Here is a 19,807-nt window from a genome sequence, read left to right as displayed (position 1 = left end):
CTCCTGCCTCTCTGCCCGGACGGACGATGGGGGGAACCGCCCGGGGGATTGCGCCGGGAGACCTGGGCATCATGTCACGGCGCCGTAGGATGGAGGGCTCATGTCAGACGTCCTCAGCATCCGGTATCCTCCCGAACTCCCCGTCTCGGCGCGCAGGGACGACATCGCCGCCGCCATCCGCGACCACCAGGTCGTGATCGTCGCCGGTGCCACCGGCTCCGGCAAGACGACGCAGCTGCCCAAGATCTGCCTCGAGCTCGGCCGCGAGAGCATCGCGCACACCCAGCCCCGCCGCATCGCCGCCCGCACCATCGCCGAGCGCATCGCGGAGGAGCTCGACGACGAGGTCGGCGGGATCGTCGGCTACCAGGTCCGCTTCACCGACAAGGCGAGCGCGTCGACGCGGATCAAGCTGATGACCGACGGCATCCTGCTCAACGAGATGAACCACGACCGGATGCTCAGCCGGTACGACACGATCATCATCGACGAGGCGCACGAGCGCAGCCTCAACATCGACTTCCTGCTCGGCTACCTGCACCGGCTGCTGCCCCGCCGCCCGGATCTCAAGCTGATCATCACGTCCGCGACGATCGATCCGCAGAGCTTCGCCGAGCACTTCCGGGACGCCGCCGGCGAGCCCGCCCCGATCATCGAGGTCTCCGGCCGCACCTACCCCGTCGAGATCCGCTACCGCCCGCTCGTCGCCGAGGAGCCCGAGGAGGAGGACGACACCGACGTCCCCGACGCCACGAGCGGCAGCCGCGACCTGATGACCGGCATCGCCGACGCGCTGGCCGAGCTGGCCCGCGAGGACCAGGGCGACGTCCTCGTCTTCCTCTCCGGTGAGAACGAGATCCGCGACGCCGAGGACGCGATCCGCGGCCGGAACCTCCCCGGCACCGAGGTCCTCCCCCTCTACGGCCGGCTGTCGGCCGCCGACCAGCACCGCGTCTTCGAGCGCGGGCGCACCCCGGGCGTACGCCGCCGGGTCGTCCTGGCGACCAACGTCGCCGAGACCAGCCTCACCGTGCCCGGCATCCGCTACGTCATCGACGGCGGCACCGCCCGCATCTCGCGCTACAGCGCCCGCTCGAAGGTGCAGCGCCTGCCGATCGAGGCGATCTCGCAGGCGTCGGCGAACCAGCGCTCCGGCCGCTCCGGCCGCACCAGCGCGGGCATCGCGATCCGGCTCTACTCGGAGGAGGACTTCGAGCGCCGCCCCGAGTTCACCGATCCGGAGATCCTGCGCACCGGCCTCGCCGCCGTCATCCTGCAGATGATCTCGCTCGGCCTCGGCGACATCGCCGGCTTCCCGTTCCTCACCCCGCCCGACTCCCGCGGCATCAAGGACGGCCTCGACCTCCTCACCGAGCTCGGCGCCCTCCGCTCCTCCGCCGCCCCCGCCGACTCCCCCTCGCGAGATGCCACTTCGGTACGCGACACGCCGGAGAAGGCGAGCACAAGTGGCATCTCGCGGGGGGCCGACAAGGCGCCTCAGCTGACCAGGATCGGGCGGGACCTCGCGCGGCTGCCGATCGACCCGCGGTTCGGGCGGATGGTGATCGAGTCGCGCAAGCACGACGTCAGCCGCGAGGTGATGGCGATCGTCGCCGGGCTGACGATCCAGGACGTCCGGGAGCGGCCGCTGGAGCGCCGCGCGCAGGCCGACCAGCAGCACGCCCGCTTCGTCGACCCGACCAGCGACTTCCTCACCCTGCTCAACCTCTGGAACTACGTCGAGGAGAAGCAGGCCGAGCTCTCCTCCAGCGCCTTCCGCCGGCTCTGCAAGGCCGAGTACCTCAACTACCTCCGCGTACGCGAGTGGCAGGACGTCTTCCGCCAGCTGCGCCAGCTGGCCCGGCCGCTCAAGCTCGAGCTCGGCGAGCCGAAGGTCGACCCGGACGGGATCCACCGGAGCCTCCTCGCCGGCCTGCTCTCGCACCTGGGCATCAAGGACACCACCTCGCAGCAGGCCCAACGTGCGGCGAAGAACCGCGAGCGCCAGAGCGTCCAGTACGTCGGCGCCCGCAACGCGAAGTTCTCGATCTTCCCCGGCAGCGCGCTGGCGAAGAAGCAGCCCGACGCCCTGATGAGCGCCGAGCTGGTCGAGACCAGCAAGCTGTTCGCCCGCTCCAACGCCGCGATCGATCCGGCCTGGGCCGAGGCGATCGCCGGCGACCTGGTGAAGCGGCAGTTCAGCGAGCCGCACTGGGAGAAGGCGCAGGGCGCGGCCGTCGCCTACGAGAAGGTCACGTTGTACGGCGTGCCGATCATCGCGCGGCGCCGCGTGCAGTTCTCCCGGATCGACGCCGGCTACGCCCGCGAGCTGTTCATCCGCCACGCGCTCGTCGAGGGCGAGTGGGACGCGCGGCACGCCTTCGACCGGAAGAACCGGGCCCTGCGCGCCGAGCTCGAGCGGCTCGAGGAGCGCACCCGCCGCCGCGACCTGCTCGTCGACGACGAGGCGGTCTTCGACTTCTACGACCGCCGGGTCCCGCGCGACATCACGTCGGTCCGCTCCTTCGACTCCTGGTGGCGCACCGCCCAGCACGACGAGCCCGACCTGCTGACGATGACGCAGGAGACCCTCCTGCCCGAGGACGCGGAGCAGATCGACGAGACCGCGTTCCCGACGCAGTGGCGCCAGGCCGACCAGCGCTTCCGGCTCTCCTACCGGTTCGAGCCGGGCACGGAGGAGGACGGCGTCACCGTGCACGTGCCGCTCGCGCTGCTGCCGCGCGTCACGCCGCTCGGCTTCGACTGGCTGGTGCCGGGGCTCCGCGCCGAGCTCGTCACCGCGATGATCAAGGCGCTGCCCAAGCACCTGCGCCGGAACGTCGTGCCCGCGAACGACTGGGCGCGCAAGCTCACCGCCGCGCTCCCCCAGGACGTGCCGAACCCGCCGACGGAGTCGTTCGCCGCGACCCTCGCCGGGGCGATCCGCCGCGAGGCCGGCGTCGTGATCGACGCCTCCGACTTCGACCTCGAGCGCATCCCCGCGCACCTCCGCGTCACCTTCGCGATCGCCGACGAGCGCGGCCGGACGGTCGCCGCCGGCAAGGAGCTCGCGCCGCTGGCCGAGCGCCTGCGCGGCCGGGTCCGCGACGAGGTCGCCCGGGTCGTCGAGGCGCGCGTGCCCGACGCCCTCGAGCGCCGGGGGATCAAGACGTGGGACATGGCGGAGCTCCCCCGCGTCACCGACACCCGCCAGGGCGGCAACACGATCCGCGCCTACCCGGCGCTGATCGACGACGGCGACTCCGTCTCGATCCGCCTGCTCGCGACAGCGGAGGACCAGGCGCGCGAGCACCCGCGCGGCGTCCGCCGCCTGCTGCTGCTCGCGACGCCCAGCCCGGTCGCCTACGTGCAGCAGTACCTGACCGCGAACGAGAAGCTCGTGCTCGCGCAGAGCCCGTACCAGAACACGACGGCGCTGTTCGGCGACTGCCTGCTCGCCTGCGTCGACGCGGTGCTCTGGCGGATGAAGCCGGACGGCATGCTCTTCCTCCGCGCCGAGTTCGACGCGGTCCGCGACCGGGTCTCGGGCAGCGTGATGGACTCGATGTTCGAGACCGTGAAGACCGTCACCACGATCCTCACCACGGCCCGCGGCGTCGAGAAGGCCCTCAAGGCCTCCACGAGCATGGCGCTGCTCCCCGCGCTGACCGACGCCCGCGAGCAGCTGACCGGGCTCGTGCACCCGGGCTTCGTCTCCGCGACCGGCCTCGAGCGGCTGCGGCACCTGCCGCGCTACCTCGCCGGCATCACCGAGCGCTTCGGCAAGATCGGCGAGAACGTCGGCCGCGACCGGGTCTGGCTGAACGAGGTGCAGGCGGCGCAGGAGCTCTACCGCTCCGCGGGCGGCACCATCCCGCTGCCGCCGCACGCTCCGGAGCGTCTCGTGCGCGCGCGCTGGCTCATCGAGGAGCTGCGGATCAGCTTCTTCGCGCAGAGCCTGGGCACCGTCGAGAGCGTCTCGCTGCAGCGGATCCGCAAGGTCCTCGCGGGATGACCGGGGCCGCCGCCGGCCGGTTCGGCGGACGACGCCGGCGGGCCGCCGCGGGCCGCTAGTGTCGTCCGGTGGGCAGCTACACCGAACTCCTGAGAACTCCCGGCGTGGGTCGCATCATCGCGGCCCAGCTCACCGCGCGCTTCCCGTTCGGGATGCTCTCGCTCGCGTTCCTGCTGCACGTGGAGCGCGTGCACGACTCCTACGCCGCGGCCGGCCTGGTGCTCGGCTCGATGTCGATCGGCCAGGCGATCGCCGGCCCGCTGACCAGCCGCCTGATGGGCCGGCTCGGGATGCGGCGGGTGCTCACCGCCACGCTCATCGTCTGCGCGGCCGCGATCATCGCGATGGCGGTGCTGCCGCTGGAGATCTGGCAGTTCGTCGTCATCGGCTTCGTCTCGGGACTCAGCATGCCGCCCGTGCAGCCGGCGGTCCGGACGATCTACCCGAAGATGGTGCCCAGCTCGCAGCTGACCCCGCTGTTCTCCCTCGACGCGTCGGCGCAGGAGATCATCTGGGTGCTCGGCCCGGTGCTGACGACGTTCGTCTCGATCCAGATCTCGACCGTCGCGGGCATCCTCACCGCCGCGTTCTTCCTCGTCGGCGGCGGCATCTGGTTCATCGCGTCACCCGAGGTCGGCCGGGTGCGCATCCCGCGCTCGCGTCGGAAGCTCGGCGTCGTGCTGACCAAGCCGCCGGTGCTGCTCGCGACCGTGGTCGGCTTCCTGCTGGTCGGCGCCTGCGCCGCGGTCGAAGCCGGCGTCGTGGCGGTCTTCGGGGAGGGCGGGGTGGAGTCGGGCGTCGTCCTGGCGATCTTCGCGGCCGGCTCGCTGCTCGGCGGCCTCACCCTCGGTCACATCCCGATCAGCCGCTGGGCGACCGCGCGGCGGATGCTGATCGTCACCGTCGGCATGGGCCTCGCGGCGTTCTCGACCGATTTCTGGTGGCTCTCGATCACGCTGTTCCTGGCCGGTGTCGGCATCGCGCCGGCCCTGGCCGCGCTCTTCACGATCACGGCCGCGAGCGTGAAGTTCTCCGACACGGCGGAGGCCTACGGCTGGGTCGGCACCGGGCAGCTGATCGGAGCGGCGCTCGGCTCGGCGATCGCGGGCGTGCAGATCGACCGGTCCGGCCCGACGGCCGCGATCGTGGTCGCCGCGGTGTTCGCCTTCGTCGGCTTCGTCGTCCCGGCGCTCGGCCGCCGCTTCCACCCGGACCTCCGCGGCCGCGACGCCAGCCCGCTGCCGGACACCGAGCCGGTGGAGCTGCCGACCTGAGTCGGCGTCCTCCGACGCCCTCGCGCGGAGGCGTCTCCCACTCGGCTCCGACTCGGCTCCCTTGAGGCTCCCAGGCTGTCCCCCTTAGGGTGGGGCTCGCACGGGACGGAGGGGCTGCCGATGGCACTGCGCGACGACGCGGAGGAACTCGTCCGCCAGCATCAGCGCGAGGCGGAGGAGGCGCACGTCCTCGACCCCTGGGCCGACCCCGAGACGCCCGAGTGGGCCGGCGAGCTGGCCGCGGCGCTCTGGCAGGGCTCGTTCCGCCCCAGCCCGGTCTACTACCGCGCGGAGGACCCCTCGCACGCCTGGCGCGGACCGCATCCGATCCGGGTGCACCACCTCGGCTTCGGCTGGCAGATCACGGCGCGGCGCCTGCGAGCCGGCGCGATCGTGGCGAGCACCGTCGTGCTGCTCGAGACGGGCACGCTCTGGCTCGGTCTCGGGCCCGCGCGCCGGCCGGGCCGCGGCCTGCGCGCCCTCGGCGAGCAGGGCCTCGTCGACGGCCTGCAGCCCGGACACGACGACTACTTCGCCGTCCGCCGCTTCGTGCACACCAGCCAGGCCGCGCGCGACGACCGCCGCCTCCTCTTCGGCGTCGCCGGCCTCGCCGCCCTGATCGAGGACACCGTCCGCGTCGGCCCGCACGGCGAGCTGCACTGGCACCTCTGACCCCCGGCACCTCTGACCCCCTCCGCGAGATGCCACTTGTGACCGGCTTTCTCGGCGTGTCGTGCGCACAAGTGGCATCTCGCGGAGGGGGAAGAATGGGGGGATGAGCGTTCCCCTGGTTCCCCTGAACGACGGACGGGCGATCCCGCAGATCGGGCTCGGCGTCTACAAGATCGGCGACGACGAGGCGGCCCGCACGGTCGCCACAGCGCTCGAGGCCGGCTACCGGCACATCGACACGGCGACCCTCTACGGCAACGAGCGCGGCGTCGGCGAGGGGATCCGCGCCAGCGGCCTCCCCCGCGAGCAGGTCTTCGTCACCACCAAGGTCTGGAACGACGACCACGGCTTCGACGAGACGCTCGAGGCCTTCGACCGCAGCCTCGAACTCCTGGGCACCGACTACGTCGACCTCTACCTCGTGCACTGGCCGATCCCCTCCCGCGACCGCTACGTCGACACCTACCGCGCGCTCGAGCGGATCCGCCAGGAGGGCCGGGCGCGCTCGATCGGCGTCTCGAACTTCGCGATCGAGCACCTCGAGCGGCTGCTCGGCGAGACCGAGGTCGTGCCGGTGATCAACCAGGTCGAGCTGCACCCGCGGCTCCCCCAGGACGAGCTGCGCGCCTTCGACACCGCGCACGGCATCGTGACCCAGGCCTGGTCGCCGCTGGCCCGTGGCCGGCTGCTCGACGAGCCCGTGCTCGCCTCGATCGCCGCGAAGCACGGCGTCTCGCCCGCGCAGGTCGTGCTCCGCTGGCACGTCCAGCTCGGGGTCGTCGTGATCCCGAAGTCGGTGACGCCCGCGCGGATCCGGGAGAATCTCGACGTGCTCGGCTTCGCCCTCGACGAGGAGGATCTGGCAGGGATCCGCGCTCTCGCGACCGGCGAGCGCACGGGGCGCGATCCGAGTCTCGACTGATCCGCCCTAGCCTGGCCGGATGACGACGCGATCCCCGGAGACGAGAGCGGCTCTCCTCCTGCACGGCCTCGGCGGCGCCTCCGGCACCTGGTGGCGGGTCGCCGAGGCGCTGACCGCCGCCGGCTGGGGCGTGACCGCTCCGGATCTGCGCGGACACGGTGCGGGCACCCGCGGTGGGTCGTCCCGGCACGACGACTACGCCGAGGACGTGCTCGCCCTGCGCGCTCCGTCCGGCACCTGGGACCTCGTGGTCGGCCACTCCCTCGGCGGAGCCGTGGCGGTCCGGGCAGCGGCGCGCGACGCCGGATGGGCCGACCGGCTGGTGCTGCTCGACCCGGTGCTGCAGCTGGCGACCGAGTCGCGGGCGAAGGTGCGCGCCGGCGAGCTCGCCGCCCTCGCCGTCACCGCGGACGAGCTCGCCGCCGCCGAGCCGCACTGGGACGAGCGCGACCGCGCCGAGAAGCTCCGCGCCGCGCACGCCGCCGACCCGGCCGCCGTCGCCGCGACCGTCGACGACAACGACCCGTGGGACCTGCTCGCCGACGTCCCGGCCCTGCGCGCGCCCGCGCTCGTGCTCGCGGGCGACCCGCAGGTGTTCACGTTCTTCCCGCCGTCCCTCGCCGCCCAGGTCCTCCGCGCGAACCCGCGCGTCCGCTACGCGGTGGTCTCCGGAGCCGGTCACAGCCCGCACCGCGAGCGGCCCGCGGAGACGATCGCGATGCTCCGCGAGTGGGCCGAGAGCGACGCGACGGCCTGAGACGCGCTTCGGCCGCGGCCGGCCGCCCGTGTTTCCACCGGGTGACAAGTACCGCGAAGGGGTGTCGTTCTCGCGCGACCTGTGAATACGCTCGCAGAGGGCACCGCCGCTTCTCAGCACAGCGAGGGCGACGGAGGCCGTCGGTCCGACGGCCGCTGCCCTCGACGAAAGGGACCACCTGTGGCTACCACCACTGAAGACACCTCCGGCGCACGACGTCGACGTCCACTCCTCGGCTCGGCCGCGATGATCGGCGCCGGTGCGCTGGTCGCCGGCTTCACCTTCGCTCCCGCGGCGAACGCCCTCGAGCCCGTCGACTTCGCCGATTCGGTGACCGTCGACGGCATCATGAACCACCTCGAGGCCTTCCAGGCGATCGCGGACGCCAACGACGGCAACCGCGCGATCGGTACCGAGGGCTACGAGCAGAGCGGCCAGTACGTCGAGGCCGTGCTGAAGGCCGCCGGCTACACCACCGAGCGCCAGGACTTCACCACCACCACCCAGACGATCGACGAGTTCTCGCTGACCACGACCCCCGCGGTCGAGGGCATCCCGATGTCGTTCACCCCCTCCACCCCCGAGGGCGGCGTCACGGGCGAGCTGATCCAGCCGGTCGACCCGCTGGGCTGCGACGCCGACGCCTGGGCCGGACTCGATGCGACCGGCAAGGTCGCCCTGGTCAGCCGCGGCACCTGCAGCTTCTCGGAGAAGTCGGCCGCCGCCGGTGCCGCCGGGGCCTCGGCCGTGATCATCTACAACAACGTTCCCGGCGAGGCGCTCAACGGCACGCTCGGCGCGCCCGACGCCAGCTACATCCCGTCGGTCGGCGTGACGCTCGAGGAGGGCCAGTCGCTGATCGCCGCACTGCCCAGCACGGCGACGCTCGTCCTCGAGCAGACGACCACCGACACCGACACCTTCAACATCATCACCGAGACGCCCGGCGGCGACCACGACAACGTGGTCATGCTCGGCGCGCACCTCGACGGCGTGCCCGAGGGTCCCGGCATCAACGACAACGGCTCGGGATCGGCCACGCTCCTCGAGACCGCCGTCCAGCTCGCGGACGCGGGCGAGACCACCAACGCCGTGCGCTTCGCCTGGTGGGGCGCCGAGGAGGTCGGGCTCGTCGGCTCGTACACCTACGTCGACTCGCTCTCGGAGGAGGAGGCCGGCGACATCGCGACCTACCTGAACTTCGACATGGTCGCCTCGCCGAACTACGTCGTCTCGGTCTACGACGCGAACGAGTCCACCTTCGAGGCACCGGTCGAGGTGCCCGCGGGCTCCATCGCCACTGAGAAGGCGTTCACGGACTACTTCGACTCGATCGACCAGCCCTGGATCGACACGGCGTTCGACGGCCGCAGCGACTACGACGGCTTCATCTCCGCCGGAATCCCGGCCTCGGGCCTGTTCACCGGAGCGGACGACATCAAGACCGAGGAGGAGGCCGCGCTCTTCGGCGGCACGGTCGGCATCGCGCACGACCCGAACTACCACTCGGCCGGCGACGACCTGGCGAACATCAACCAGGAGGCGCTCGGCATCACCTCGAAGGCGATCGCCTTCGTGACCGCCTCGTTCGCCGAGGACACCTCCGCGATCGACGCCGAGAAGGACCCGACCACGCCGGAGCCGGAGCCCACCACCCCGCCGTTCGTGCTCCCCACCAAGGAGCAGGTCCTCGGACTGATCGCCGCCGGCCTCTCGCCGCGCGAGATCGCGGCCGAGCTCGGCATCACCGAGGCGATCGCGCGTCCCTACGTGCAGCAGATCATCGACCGCTACGGCATCACCGACCGGGCGAGCGCTGAGCGCCTGATCCGCAAGTACCTCGCCGACCGCGGCGTGCTCATCGGCGCATAGCCACCGCACCACCCGAGGCGTCCCGCTCCGGTCGACGCGTCCCGCTCCGGCAGGACGCCTCGACGGGGGCGGGACGCCTCGCTCGTTCGCGGCGGGCCGCCGCCGACCCGGACCGCTCGCACTGAACGACGGATGTCGTTGATAGCCTCGCGAGCGATGGAGCCTTCCTGGATCGTCGTCGTGGCCGCGGGCGAGCGGACCGGCGAGCCCGCCGTCCGGCCGCGGCGCGTGTTCGCCGGCGTGATCGCCGTCGCCCTGCTCCTGATCCTCGGCATCAGCGCCCTCGACGTCCAGGCTGCGCGGACGCTCGCGGAGTCCGAGGCCGTCGCCGACGCCTCCGACACCGCCGATCTCCTCGCGGAGGTGATCGTCGAGCCGGCTCTCGCGGACGCCGTGCTCACCGGCGACCCGGCGGCGCTGGAGCTCGTCGACCGCGAGGTCCGGGCGCACGTGCTCGACGACTCCCTGGTGCGCGTGAAGCTCTGGGACCGCTCGGGCCGCATCCTCTACTCCGACGACCGGCGCCTGGAGGGGCGGACCTTCACCCTGGACGAGGACGATCTGGAGGCCTTCGCCGACGTCGCTGTGCACGCCGAGGTCTCCGACCTGCAGGCCCCGGAGAACGTGTACGAGCGCGACAGCGGACGCCTCCTCGAGGCCTACCGGACCGTGCGGACGCCGTCGGGGACTCCGCTCCTGTTCGAGAGCTACTTCCGCTACGACGAGGTCGTCGAGCGCAGCGGCGAGCTCTGGCGCAGCTTCGCCGTCATCTCGATCGCGAGCACGGTGCTGCTGGTGCTCGTGCTGCTGCCGGTGCTCGCGCGCCTGCTCGCGCTGATCGGTCGGTCGCGGCGGAGTCGCGAGGCACTGCTGCAGCGCGCCCTCGACGCCTCGGCGGACGAGCGCCGGCGGATCGCGGCGACCGTCCACGACGGTGCCGTGCAGGACCTCGTCGCCGCCTCCTTCGCCGTGCACGGGCGGGCGGAGCGGGCCGAGGCGGACGGCGATCCCGCCCTCGCCGCGGATCTCCGCGAGGTCGCCGCGACCGTCCGCACCGGCCTCGGCGGACTGCGGTCGCTGCTCGTCGACATCTACCCGCCGAGCCTCGCCGACGCGGGGCTCGCGGCAGCTCTGGAGGATCTCGCCGTCACGACCCGCGCGCGCGGACTGGACGTGGTGGTCGAGGCGCCGCCGCGCACCGGCCTGACCGCGGACGACGAGCGGCTCCTCTACCGGGTCGCGCACGAGGCGCTGACGAACGCGGTCAAGCACTCCGGCGCGCGGAGCGTCCTCGTCCGGCTGCGGCGCGCAGGCGATCGCACGGGCCGCTCGGTCGCGCTCGACGTCGTCGACGACGGGTGCGGCTTCGACGCGGCGACGGCGCTCGCGCATCCGGAAGCGGGACACCTCGGGCTGAGCATTCTGCGCGATCTCGCCCGCGAGCGCGGCGCCGAGCTGCGCCTCCTGACCGCTCCAGGCCGGGGGACGCACTGGCGACTGGAGCCGGCGCCGTGATCCGCGTCCTGATCGTCGACGATCATCCGCTCGTCCGCGCGGGCCTCGCCGCGCTGATCTCGACCGCGCCGGACCTGCTGCTCGTCGGGCAGGCGGGCAGCGGCGAGGAGGCGCTCGGATCGGCGGCGGAGTCCGCGCCCGACGTCGTCCTGATGGACCTGTCGATGCCGGGCATGGACGGCATCGAGGCGACCGCGCGGATGCTCGCCCTGCACCCGGCGATCCGCGTCGTGGTCCTGACCTCGTTCGACGACCGGGGCCGCGTCCTCGCCGCGCTGCGGGCGGGTGCCCAGGGGTACCAGCTCAAGGACGCCGACCCCGCCGTGGTGCTCGACGCGGTCCGCTCGGCGGCGGCGGGGCACGCCCCGCTGGATCCTCGGGCGGCCCGGGCTCTGCTGCCGGGCGGTGCCGGCGCCGCCCTGCCCGCGCTCAGCACTCGCGAGGAGCAGGTGCTGCGGCTGATCGCCTCCGGCCGAGCGAACAAGGAGATCGCGCGAGAGCTCGGGATCGCGGAGCGGACGGTCAAGGTGCACGTCGGGCACGCCTTCACGCGCATCGGCGTGCGCGATCGCACGAGCGCCGCGCTGTGGGTGCGCGACCACCTGCCCGGGTACTAGTACCAAGGTCCGATTGCCGCGCGGCGCGGCGCGGGCGAGGGTTGCCTCCTACCCCGCACCGGCCCAGCGCCGGTCGACAGGAAGGCCACGATGTCCCCCCTCAGCAGAACCGCCCGCACTGCGGCGATCGCCGCGATCGCGCTGCTCCTCACCGGCCTCGCGGCCTCGCCCGCGCAGGCCAAGACCTCGTCCGTCGGAGGCGACTACTCCGTCACCGTGAACGGCACCACCTACGACCCGGCCGCCGGCAAGGACGTGAAGCTCAAGGACGTCGCCGTCGCCGGGACCATCGCCGTGCGCGGCGTCAACAACCGCTTCGACCTCCGCGTGTCGACGCTGGGCGTCTACGACTACACGCTCACCGGCGCCCCCGACACGCAGCGGATGGTCACCTCGCCGACGGTGGTCTTCGCGTCCAAGGTGCCGACGCTCACCGCGGCGCAGCTCGCGGGCGCGCGGCTCGACTCGATGGAGGTGAAGGACGACACCCTGGTGGTGATCCTCCGGACCGCGGCCGGCAAGCTCAAGGTGCAGGCGAAGGACGGCGCGCAGGGCGGCATCTTCCAGATGGAGCCCGAGTTCGCCGGGAACGTCGAGCTCGTGCACACGCTCGGCCCCGGGCTGTTCTACTTCGTCAACAGCTTCACCGGCAAGATCAACTTCGGCAGCGGAGTCGACGCAGTGACCCCGGCCCAGAGCGCGACGGGCTACCACTCGATGCTGCTCGGCAAGGACAGCCCGCAGGTCGCCACGAAGACCTTCCAGAGCGGCACGGTCACGAAGTGGACCGTCGCCCCGGGTGGCCGCCTCGGCGGGGTGCTCGGCGAGGACGCCGTCGAGCTCTCGCAGGGAGCGACCAACTGCACGAGCCAGTGCCAGGCGCAGAACCGCATCAACGGCTCGCTGCCCGTTCCGCCGGACCCCGTGAACCCGACCCCGATCGGCTGAGCCGACCCGGACGCCCGAGGCGTCCCGTCCCCGTCGAGGAGTCCCGCTGCTGCTGGACGCCTCGACGGGAACGGGACGCCTCACGCGTTCCCTGCGTCCGCTTCCGGGCCGTCGGGCCCGCGTCAGGGACGGCGGGCGCGGGCGAAGGCCTCCTCGACGTCCTCGTCCGGGTCGGCGAGGAGACGGAGGGTCGCGAGGGCGTGGAAGCGACGGGGGTCCTCCTCCGAGCGCGCAGCGGCCTCGAGGACGGGGGCCGCGGCGTCGCCGAGCATCAGCAGCGCGCGGGTGAGGGCGCGCTGGTCCGGGCGGTCCCGCTCGCCGAGGTGCTCCGCGAGCTGCCGGGCCAGCGCGGGCCGCTCGGAGTCCGGGGCGAGCCGAGCGGCGGTGCGCCAGGCCGCGTGCGCGACCGCGGCGTGCTCGTCGTGCAGCAGCGCGGGCGTGATCGCCGGGAACGCGCGCGGGTCGCCCACCTTCGACAGCGTGTGCAGCGCCTGACTGCGGGCCTGCGGCGTCTCGGACTCGAGCTCGGGCAGCAGCAGGTCGACGGTGACCGCCGGATCGTGGCGGGTGAGCGCCCAGGTGAGCATCTCGCGCACGCCGAAGTCGGGCTCGACGGCGCAGCGGGCCACGAGCACCGGGGCGTACTCGCCGGCGGGCCGGGTGCCGGCGGTCATCGCCGCTTGCAGCCGGGACGACGCGTCGGGGGCGGTCAGGGCGGCGCGGAGCCTGTCGGCGGGCCGGTTCTGGTCAGTCATCGCCGTCCATTCGACACCCGCCGCCCGAAAGGACGTCGAGTGCCCCCTCTGTCCCCGGCCGCGAGATGCCACTTGTGACCCGATTCCACGGCGTGTCGCGTGCACAAGTGGCATCTCGCGGGAGGGGCGGGGCTTCCCGCCGCGGCGGCGCACGGTGTTCACTGGGGCCATGCGAGCCATCTGGAAGGGCGCGATCACCTTCGGCCTGGTCAACGTGCCGGTGAAGATCTACAGCGCGACCGAGGACCACGACGTCCCCCTGCACCAGGTGCACGACAAGGACGGCGGCCGGATCCGCTACCAGCGCAAGTGCGAGATCTGCGGCGAGGTCGTGACCTTCGATCACATCGACAAGGCCTACGACGACGGCGAGCGCACGGTCGTGCTGACCAAGGACGAGCTGAAGGCGCTGCCGGAGGAGCGCAACCGCGAGATCGACGTCGTGCAGTTCGTGCCGAGCGAGCAGGTCGACCCGATCATGTTCGACCGCGCCTACATCCTCGAGCCGGACTCCTCCTCCCCCAAGGCCTACGTGCTGCTGCGCCGCACCCTCGAGGAGACGGACCGCACCGCCATCGTCGAGTTCGCGCTCCGGCAGAAGACCCGGCTCGCGGCGCTGCGGGTGCGCGGCAAGCTGCTGATGCTGCAGACGCTGCTCTGGGCCGACGAGGTGCGCGAGGTCGAGTTCCCGTCGCTCGAGGGCACCACCCGGATCGCCGCCCGCGAGCTGGAGATGTCCTCGCACCTGGTCGACTCCTACTCGGAGGACTTCGACGCGTCGAAGTTCCAGGACTCCTACCAGGCCGAGCTGCGCACCCTCATCGACGCGAAGATCGAGCAGGGCGACGCCCTCGACACCTCCGCCACCTTCGGCGAGAAGCCCGAGGAGGAGGGCGGCGGCGAGGTGCTCGACCTGATGGAGGCGCTGAAGCGCTCGGTCGAGCGCAGCCGCGGGGCGAAGGCGGGGGCGTCCGCGGACCCCGAGGAGAAGGCTCCGGCGAAGAAGCGGGCGACGAGGAAGAAGGCGGACGAGGACTCCTCCGCCGACGAGGACTCGGCGCCGAAGAAGACCACCGCCAAGAAGACGCCGGCGAAGAAGAGCGCCGCGAAGACCGACGACGAGAAGGCCGCTCCGGAGAAGATCACTCCGAAGAAGAAGCCCGCGGCGAAGAAGGCGGCCTCAACGGCCGAAGCGGAGGAGGAGAAGGCGGCGTCCTGACCCCCTCCGGCCCGGAGGATCGGCTCAGGCGAGCTCGTCCACGTCGTCGAGGTCGACCGCGACCGAGCTGACCAGCGCGAGCAGCGCCTCCGCGTAGGCGTTCTCGGCGATCTCGTCCTCGAAGTCGCGCTGCTCGCCGGCGAGCTCGACGGTCACGGCGAAGCGCACCGGCCCGCCGTCCGCGACGCGGCGCAGCGAGCGGAACGTGCCGCGGAGCAGCTCGCGCAGCTGGTCCTCGCGCGGCAGCCAGAGCGAGTCGTCGAGCGCCACGGAGTCGAGCGCCCACTCGGTCGTGCCGTTGAAGCCGAGGACCGTGCCGGTCTCGTACTCGTGCGCCTCGATGGTCATGTCGCTCACGGTGAAGACGTCGCCGTCGAACCCCTCGCGCTCGATGCGGAAGCGGTCGCCGGTGACCGGTGCCCAGCGCAGCCCAGCGGTGCGCAGCGCCCTGGCCAGTTCGAAGGAGATCATCCCCCGATCATGGCGCGCGTTCCCGGACGGAGGCCGCGAAGACGGGACCGCGGCCCCGATGTCGGTGGGTGAGTTTACGTTCATGAAACGTCCGGTTCACAGGCCGGGCACCCGCACTGCATAGCGTGGCTCACTGTGCCCCTTTCAGGGGCGAAGGGTCGCCGTCGCCGTGCGGTGACGCACCACCGCTCTCCGGAGCGGCGATCGAGAGGACCACCATGCCCGACTCCCCCGCACCCCTCGCGGACAGGCCTCGCGCCCGCACACCGAGGAGGCGCCTCGCCCTCGCGGCCCTCGCCGGTCTCGCCCTGGTCGCCACGCCGCTGGTCGCGACCCCCGCCACCGCGGCTCCGAGCGGAGACGAGCTGGTCATCAGCGAGATCTTCGCCCGCGGCGGCTCGGCCGGCGCGACCTACAGCAACCGCTTCGTCGAGCTCTACAACCCGACCGGCGCCGACGTCGCGCTCTCGGGCCTCTCGCTGCAGTACCGCTCGGCCACCGGCACGGCGAACCCGACGACGACCGTCGCGCTCACCGGCACCGTCCCCGCCGAGGGCCACTTCCTGATCGCCGGTGCGAGCAACGGCAGCAACGGCGCGCCGCTCCCCGCCGCCGACCAGACCGCGAACGGCCTCAACATCGCGGCCGCGGGCGGCACGCTCTTCCTGGTCGAGGGCACCGCGACCCTCGTCGCCCCGCCGACCGGCACCGCCGAGCAGCCCGACGCGGTCCTCGACCTGCTCGGCTACGGCACCTCCAACACCTTCGAGTCGGCGGCCGCCACCGCGCCGACGCTGACCGAGTCGATCGCCCGCGCCGACACCGCGACCGGCGACACCGACTCCAACGCCGCCGACTTCACCGTCGGCGCGATGACCCCCGAGTCCGCCGGCGGCGGCGCCACCCCGGAGCCGACGCCCGCGCCGACCGGGACGCCGACCCCCACCGCGACGCCCACCGCTCCCCCGACGACGCCGCCGACCACCGCGCCGACGGTCTCGATCGCCGAGATCCAGGGCACCGGAGCCGCGTCGCCGCTCGTCGGGCAGACCGTCACCACCACCGGCGTCGTCACCGCGCGCTACGCCACCGGCGGGTACAACGGCTACGTGATCCAGACCGCCGGCACCGGCGCGCAGACCACCGGCCGCACCGCCTCCGACGCCGTCTTCGTCTACTCCTCCGCCTCGGTCGGCGCGGTCGCGATCGGCGACAACCTGCGCATCACCGGCGCCGTCAGCGAGTTCAACGGCCTCACCGAGCTCACCCCGACCTCGGCCGCGACCGTCGAGAAGCTCGGCACCCCGGCCGTCGCGCCGATCCCGGCCGCCGTCGGCCTGCCGCGCTCCACGGAGGAGCGCGAGACGCTCGAGAGCATGCTGATCGCCCCGCAGGGCGCGTTCACCGTGACCGACACCTTCGACCTCAACAGCTTCGGCTCCGTCGGCCTCGCCGCCGGCGACTCGCCGCTGCTGACCCCGACCGAGGTCGCCCGTCCCGGAACGCCCGAGCTGGCCGCGGTCGTCGCCGACAACGCCGCCCGCGCGATCGTCCTCGACGACGGCGCCTCGATCAACTTCCTCGGCGCCGCCGCGAACAAGGCGATCCCGCTGCCCTACCTCACCCCGGCCGAGCCGATCCGCGTGGGCGCCCCGGCGACCTTCACGACCCCGGTCGTCCTCGACTACCGCAACGGCGGCTGGTCCTTCCAGCCGACGACGCAGCTGACCGTCGAGAACGCCGCGACCGTCCAGCCCGCGACCTTCGCGAACACCCGCGAGGCGGCCCCCGAGGCCGTCGGGGGCGACCTCTCGATCGCGTCCTTCAACGTGCTCAACTACTTCTCCACCACGGGTGACTCGATCACCGGCTGCACCTTCTACACCGACCGCGACGGCGACCCCGTCACGGTCAACAGCGGCTGCGACGCCCGCGGCGCCGCGAACGCGGACGACCTCGAGCGCCAGCAGGCCAAGATCGTCACCGCGATCAACAGCCTCGGCGCCGGCGTCGTCTCGCTCGAGGAGATCGAGAACTCGGCCAAGTTCGGCAAGCCGCGCGACGAGGCCCTCGCCACGCTGACCGCCGCGCTCAACACCGCCGCCGGCTCGGAGCTGTGGGCCTACGTGCCCTCGCCCGCCGCCCTCCCCGCGCTCGCGGACGAGGACGTCATCCGCACCGCGTTCATCTACAAGAAGGCCGTCATCGAGCCGGTCGGCGAGTCCGTCATCCTGAACGACGGCGTCGCCTTCTCCAACGCCCGCAAGCCCCTCGCCCAGGAGTTCCGCCTGATCGGCGACAGCGCCAGCGAGTTCGTCGCGATCGTGAACCACTTCAAGTCGAAGGGCTCCGGCTCCGGAGTCGACGCGGATCAGGGCGACGGCCAGGGCGCCTCGAACGCCTCCCGCGTCAACCAGGCCACCGCGCTCGTCGCGTTCGCCGACCGCCTGAAGACCGAGAAGGCGACGGACCTCGTCTACCTGCTCGGCGACTTCAACGCCTACTCGCAGGAGGACCCGATCCAGGTCCTGCGCGACGCGGGCTACATCGACCAGGGCGCGAAGGACGGGAAGTACTCCTACTCCTTCGACGGCGCGGTCGGCTCGCTCGATCACGTCTTCGCCTCCCCGGCGGCCGACGCGACCGTGACCGGTGTCGACACCTGGAACATCAACAGCGGAGAGTCGGTGGCGCTGGAGTACAGCCGCTACGACTACAACGCGACGATCTTCTACGACACCTCGGCCTACCGCTCCAGCGACCACGACCCGGTCGTCGTCGGCCTGGACCTGCCCGAGACCGCGCCGGCGACCGTGATCGACGTCGCGACCAGCGCGAAGACCACGCGCCTCGCCGTGCTCCGCACGCTGACGGTCACGGCCGTCAACAACGGCCCGGAGGCGGTCGCGATCGAGATCTCGACGCCCTACGGCACGCGGACGAAGAGCTCGGTGAAGCCCGGCCAGTCGTTCACGACCTCCTACCTCACGGTGCTCCGCCCGATCAAGGCCGGTACCGCGACGATCGAGGTCACCGCGAAGGACGGCACGGAGCGGACCTACCAGCAGGCCTACAGCGCCCGCTAGAGCACCGCGCACGACCGACCGCCGGGGCGGGTCCGCTGAGAAGCGGGCCCGCCCTCGTCGCGCCACCCCTGACGTCGTCCGGGTCCGGCTCCTAGAGTGCGGAGCATGCCCGAGGGAGACAGCGTCCACCGTCTCGCCGCCCGTCTGAGGCGGTCAGCGGACGGCCGCACCGTGGCGGACGGCGAGCTGCGCTCGGGCGACGCGGCCGGCAGCTCGCTCGAGGGCCTGCGGATCCTCGAGCACGACACGCACGGCAAGCACCTGCTCACCCGCTTCTCCGGTGACCTGACCCTGCACACCCACCTCCGGATGCAGGGCTCGTGGACGGTCACCTCGCCCGGCCGCTCCGTCCCGCGGGCCGTGCAGAAGGACGTCCGCGTCCGGCTCCGGCTCGACGACGGGGTGACCCTCTGGGGCGTCGACCTCCCCGTCGTCGAGCTGCTGCCGACCCGCGACGAGGCGCGCGCGGTCGCCCACCTCGGGCCGGATCCGCTCCGCGCCGACTGGAGCGCGGAGGAGGCCGTCGCCCGCCTCTCCCGCACACCGGAGCGGCCGGTCGTCGCCGCCCTGCTCGATCAGCGCCTGATGGCGGGCCTCGGCAACCTCTGGGCCAACGAGGTCTGCTTCCTCCGCGGGCTCTTCCCCTGGCGGCCCGTCGGCACCGTCGACGTCCGCGCCCTGGTCGCCACCGCCGCCCGCGGACTGCGCGCCTCGGTGACCGTGCCCGGAATGTTCCAGACCACCACCGGCGACACCCGCCGCGGCGAGCGGCACTGGGTCGCGGGCCGCGCCGGCCGGCCGTGCCTGCGCTGCGGCACCACGGTCCTCGTCCGCGCCGAGGTCCGCGACGACCCGGAGCAGCGGCGCACCTGGTGGTGCCCGCACTGCCAGCCCGAGCTCCCCTGAGGCGGGCCGTGCCCTCGACCGCCCGCCTGCGTAGGCTGGGCGGAACGAGCGGAGGGGTGTCATGAGCGACAACGTCTGGGGGTCCCCGGACCCGTCGGCCCGGCGCGATCAGCCGTCGGCGACCGGGGTCGAACGGAGCTCCGCAGCGCAGCCGCCTGCCGAGAACGGCGCCGAGAAGCCGGCGGAGGCCGAGCTCGCCCGCCCCGAGGACATCGAGCGGGCGCAGGCCGTCAAGGACCTCAAGCGCCGCCGCGACTTCGCCGGCTCGGTCGGCGGCTGGGCGAGCGTCTCCGCGATCACCACCGGCGTCTGGTTCGCGACCGGCGCCGACGGCTACTTCTGGCCGATCTGGCCGATGCTCGGCATCGGCATCGGCGTGGCCAGCCAGGCCGCCGCCCTCTGGGGCCCGGCGAAGAAGGAGATCACCGAAGCGGACATCGCCGCCCAGATGCGCAAGCGCGAGGCCCGCGGCCGCTGACCCCCGGTCGCCCGCCTCCATGCTGGTCGAGTAGCCGCGCAGCGGCGTATCGAGACCCACCGTCCTCAGCAGGGCGGGACTGCAGACTCCCGTCCTGACGCAGGTGGATCTCGATACGCCCGCTCCGCGGGCTACTCGATCACCATGACTCCCTCAATGCCGGCCGCGTCGCCGCTTGCATGCTGGTCGAGTAGCCGCGCAGCGGCGTATCGAGCGGCGAAGCCGCTTCGCGTCTCGGTGGTGAGGGAAAACTGCTTGTGGCTGGGCGGGTGTGGTTCGAAGATGGTGGTGTCGTGGTCG

At 72.7% G+C, this 19,807-nt stretch carries 15 protein-coding genes; 13 read left to right on the top strand and 2 right to left on the bottom strand.

Translation table 11 applies throughout. The annotated features are described in order from the left end of the window. Window positions 1-100: 100 nt before the first annotated feature. The 9 genes from hrpA (at window position 101) to EDF35_RS15960 (ending at window position 12,592) form a co-directional block, all read left to right on the top strand. A complete protein-coding gene (gene hrpA / locus EDF35_RS16000; protein ID WP_133963072.1) occupies window positions 101-4,015 on the top strand; it encodes an ATP-dependent RNA helicase HrpA in 3,915 nt (1,304 codons plus the stop codon). Window positions 4,016-4,083: 68 nt separating this feature from the next. Next, a complete protein-coding gene (locus tag EDF35_RS15995; protein WP_123705163.1) occupies window positions 4,084-5,289 on the top strand; it encodes an MFS transporter in 1,206 nt (401 codons plus the stop codon). A gap of 120 nt (window positions 5,290-5,409) precedes the next feature. Next, on the top strand, window positions 5,410-5,961 hold the full coding sequence (locus EDF35_RS15990) for a hypothetical protein (protein WP_133963071.1): 552 nt from the start codon (window positions 5,410-5,412) through the stop codon (window positions 5,959-5,961). 103 nt (window positions 5,962-6,064) lie between these two features. Beyond that, entirely contained in the window at window positions 6,065-6,883 is an 819-nt protein-coding gene (locus EDF35_RS15985) for an aldo/keto reductase (protein ID WP_133963070.1), read from the top strand. A gap of 19 nt (window positions 6,884-6,902) precedes the next feature. Beyond that, entirely contained in the window at window positions 6,903-7,640 is a 738-nt protein-coding gene (locus EDF35_RS15980; RefSeq protein WP_133963069.1) for an alpha/beta fold hydrolase, read from the top strand. A 180-nt stretch (window positions 7,641-7,820) separates the two neighbouring features. Next, a complete protein-coding gene (locus tag EDF35_RS15975) occupies window positions 7,821-9,512 on the top strand; it encodes a M28 family peptidase (RefSeq protein WP_243840022.1) in 1,692 nt (563 codons plus the stop codon). 156 nt (window positions 9,513-9,668) lie between these two features. Then, on the top strand, window positions 9,669-11,027 hold the full coding sequence (locus EDF35_RS15970) for an ATP-binding protein (RefSeq protein WP_123705167.1): 1,359 nt from the start codon (window positions 9,669-9,671) through the stop codon (window positions 11,025-11,027). Beyond that, window positions 11,024-11,644: a response regulator transcription factor gene (locus EDF35_RS15965; RefSeq protein ID WP_133963068.1), complete on the top strand. Its 621-nt coding sequence runs from the start codon at window positions 11,024-11,026 to the stop codon at window positions 11,642-11,644. The genes EDF35_RS15970 and EDF35_RS15965 overlap by 4 nt, the downstream gene beginning before the upstream one ends. A gap of 90 nt (window positions 11,645-11,734) precedes the next feature. Further along, window positions 11,735-12,592: a hypothetical protein gene (locus EDF35_RS15960; RefSeq protein ID WP_133963067.1), complete on the top strand. Its 858-nt coding sequence runs from the start codon at window positions 11,735-11,737 to the stop codon at window positions 12,590-12,592. 122 nt (window positions 12,593-12,714) lie between these two features. Here the strand turns inward: EDF35_RS15960 and EDF35_RS15955 are convergent, their stop codons facing one another. Next, window positions 12,715-13,347: a HEAT repeat domain-containing protein gene (locus EDF35_RS15955; RefSeq protein ID WP_133963066.1), complete on the bottom strand. Its 633-nt coding sequence runs from the start codon at window positions 13,345-13,347 to the stop codon at window positions 12,715-12,717. 169 nt (window positions 13,348-13,516) lie between these two features. Here EDF35_RS15955 and EDF35_RS15950 point away from each other — a divergent pair, with 169 nt between their 5' ends. Continuing rightward, window positions 13,517-14,566 carry a Ku protein gene (locus EDF35_RS15950; RefSeq protein ID WP_133963065.1) on the top strand — a complete coding sequence of 350 codons (1,050 nt, stop codon included), beginning with the start codon at window positions 13,517-13,519 and terminating at the stop codon, window positions 14,564-14,566. A 24-nt stretch (window positions 14,567-14,590) separates the two neighbouring features. Here EDF35_RS15950 and EDF35_RS15945 read toward each other — a convergent pair whose 3' ends face one another. Further along, on the bottom strand, window positions 14,591-15,037 hold the full coding sequence (locus EDF35_RS15945; protein WP_133963064.1) for a hypothetical protein: 447 nt from the start codon (window positions 15,035-15,037) through the stop codon (window positions 14,591-14,593). A gap of 218 nt (window positions 15,038-15,255) precedes the next feature. Between EDF35_RS15945 and EDF35_RS15940 the strand changes: the two genes are divergently transcribed. From EDF35_RS15940 to EDF35_RS15930, 3 genes are all read left to right on the top strand, one after another. Then, the gene (locus tag EDF35_RS15940; protein ID WP_133963063.1) at window positions 15,256-18,123 is read left to right on the top strand and encodes an ExeM/NucH family extracellular endonuclease; all 2,868 of its coding nucleotides are present in this window, start codon (window positions 15,256-15,258) and stop codon (window positions 18,121-18,123) included. A 105-nt stretch (window positions 18,124-18,228) separates the two neighbouring features. Next, window positions 18,229-19,029 carry a DNA-formamidopyrimidine glycosylase family protein gene (locus EDF35_RS15935; protein WP_133963062.1) on the top strand — a complete coding sequence of 267 codons (801 nt, stop codon included), beginning with the start codon at window positions 18,229-18,231 and terminating at the stop codon, window positions 19,027-19,029. 61 nt (window positions 19,030-19,090) lie between these two features. Then, on the top strand, window positions 19,091-19,507 hold the full coding sequence (locus EDF35_RS15930) for a 2TM domain-containing protein (protein WP_133963061.1): 417 nt from the start codon (window positions 19,091-19,093) through the stop codon (window positions 19,505-19,507). The last annotated feature ends 300 nt before the right edge of the window (window positions 19,508-19,807 follow it).

The sequence above is a fragment of the Rathayibacter sp. PhB151 genome, assembly GCF_004366415.1.
In the GTDB taxonomy this organism is placed as follows: domain Bacteria; phylum Actinomycetota; class Actinomycetes; order Actinomycetales; family Microbacteriaceae; genus Rathayibacter; species Rathayibacter festucae.
Note: the sequence above shows the minus strand (reverse complement) of the source record. Positions and strands in the feature narration are given on the sequence as shown.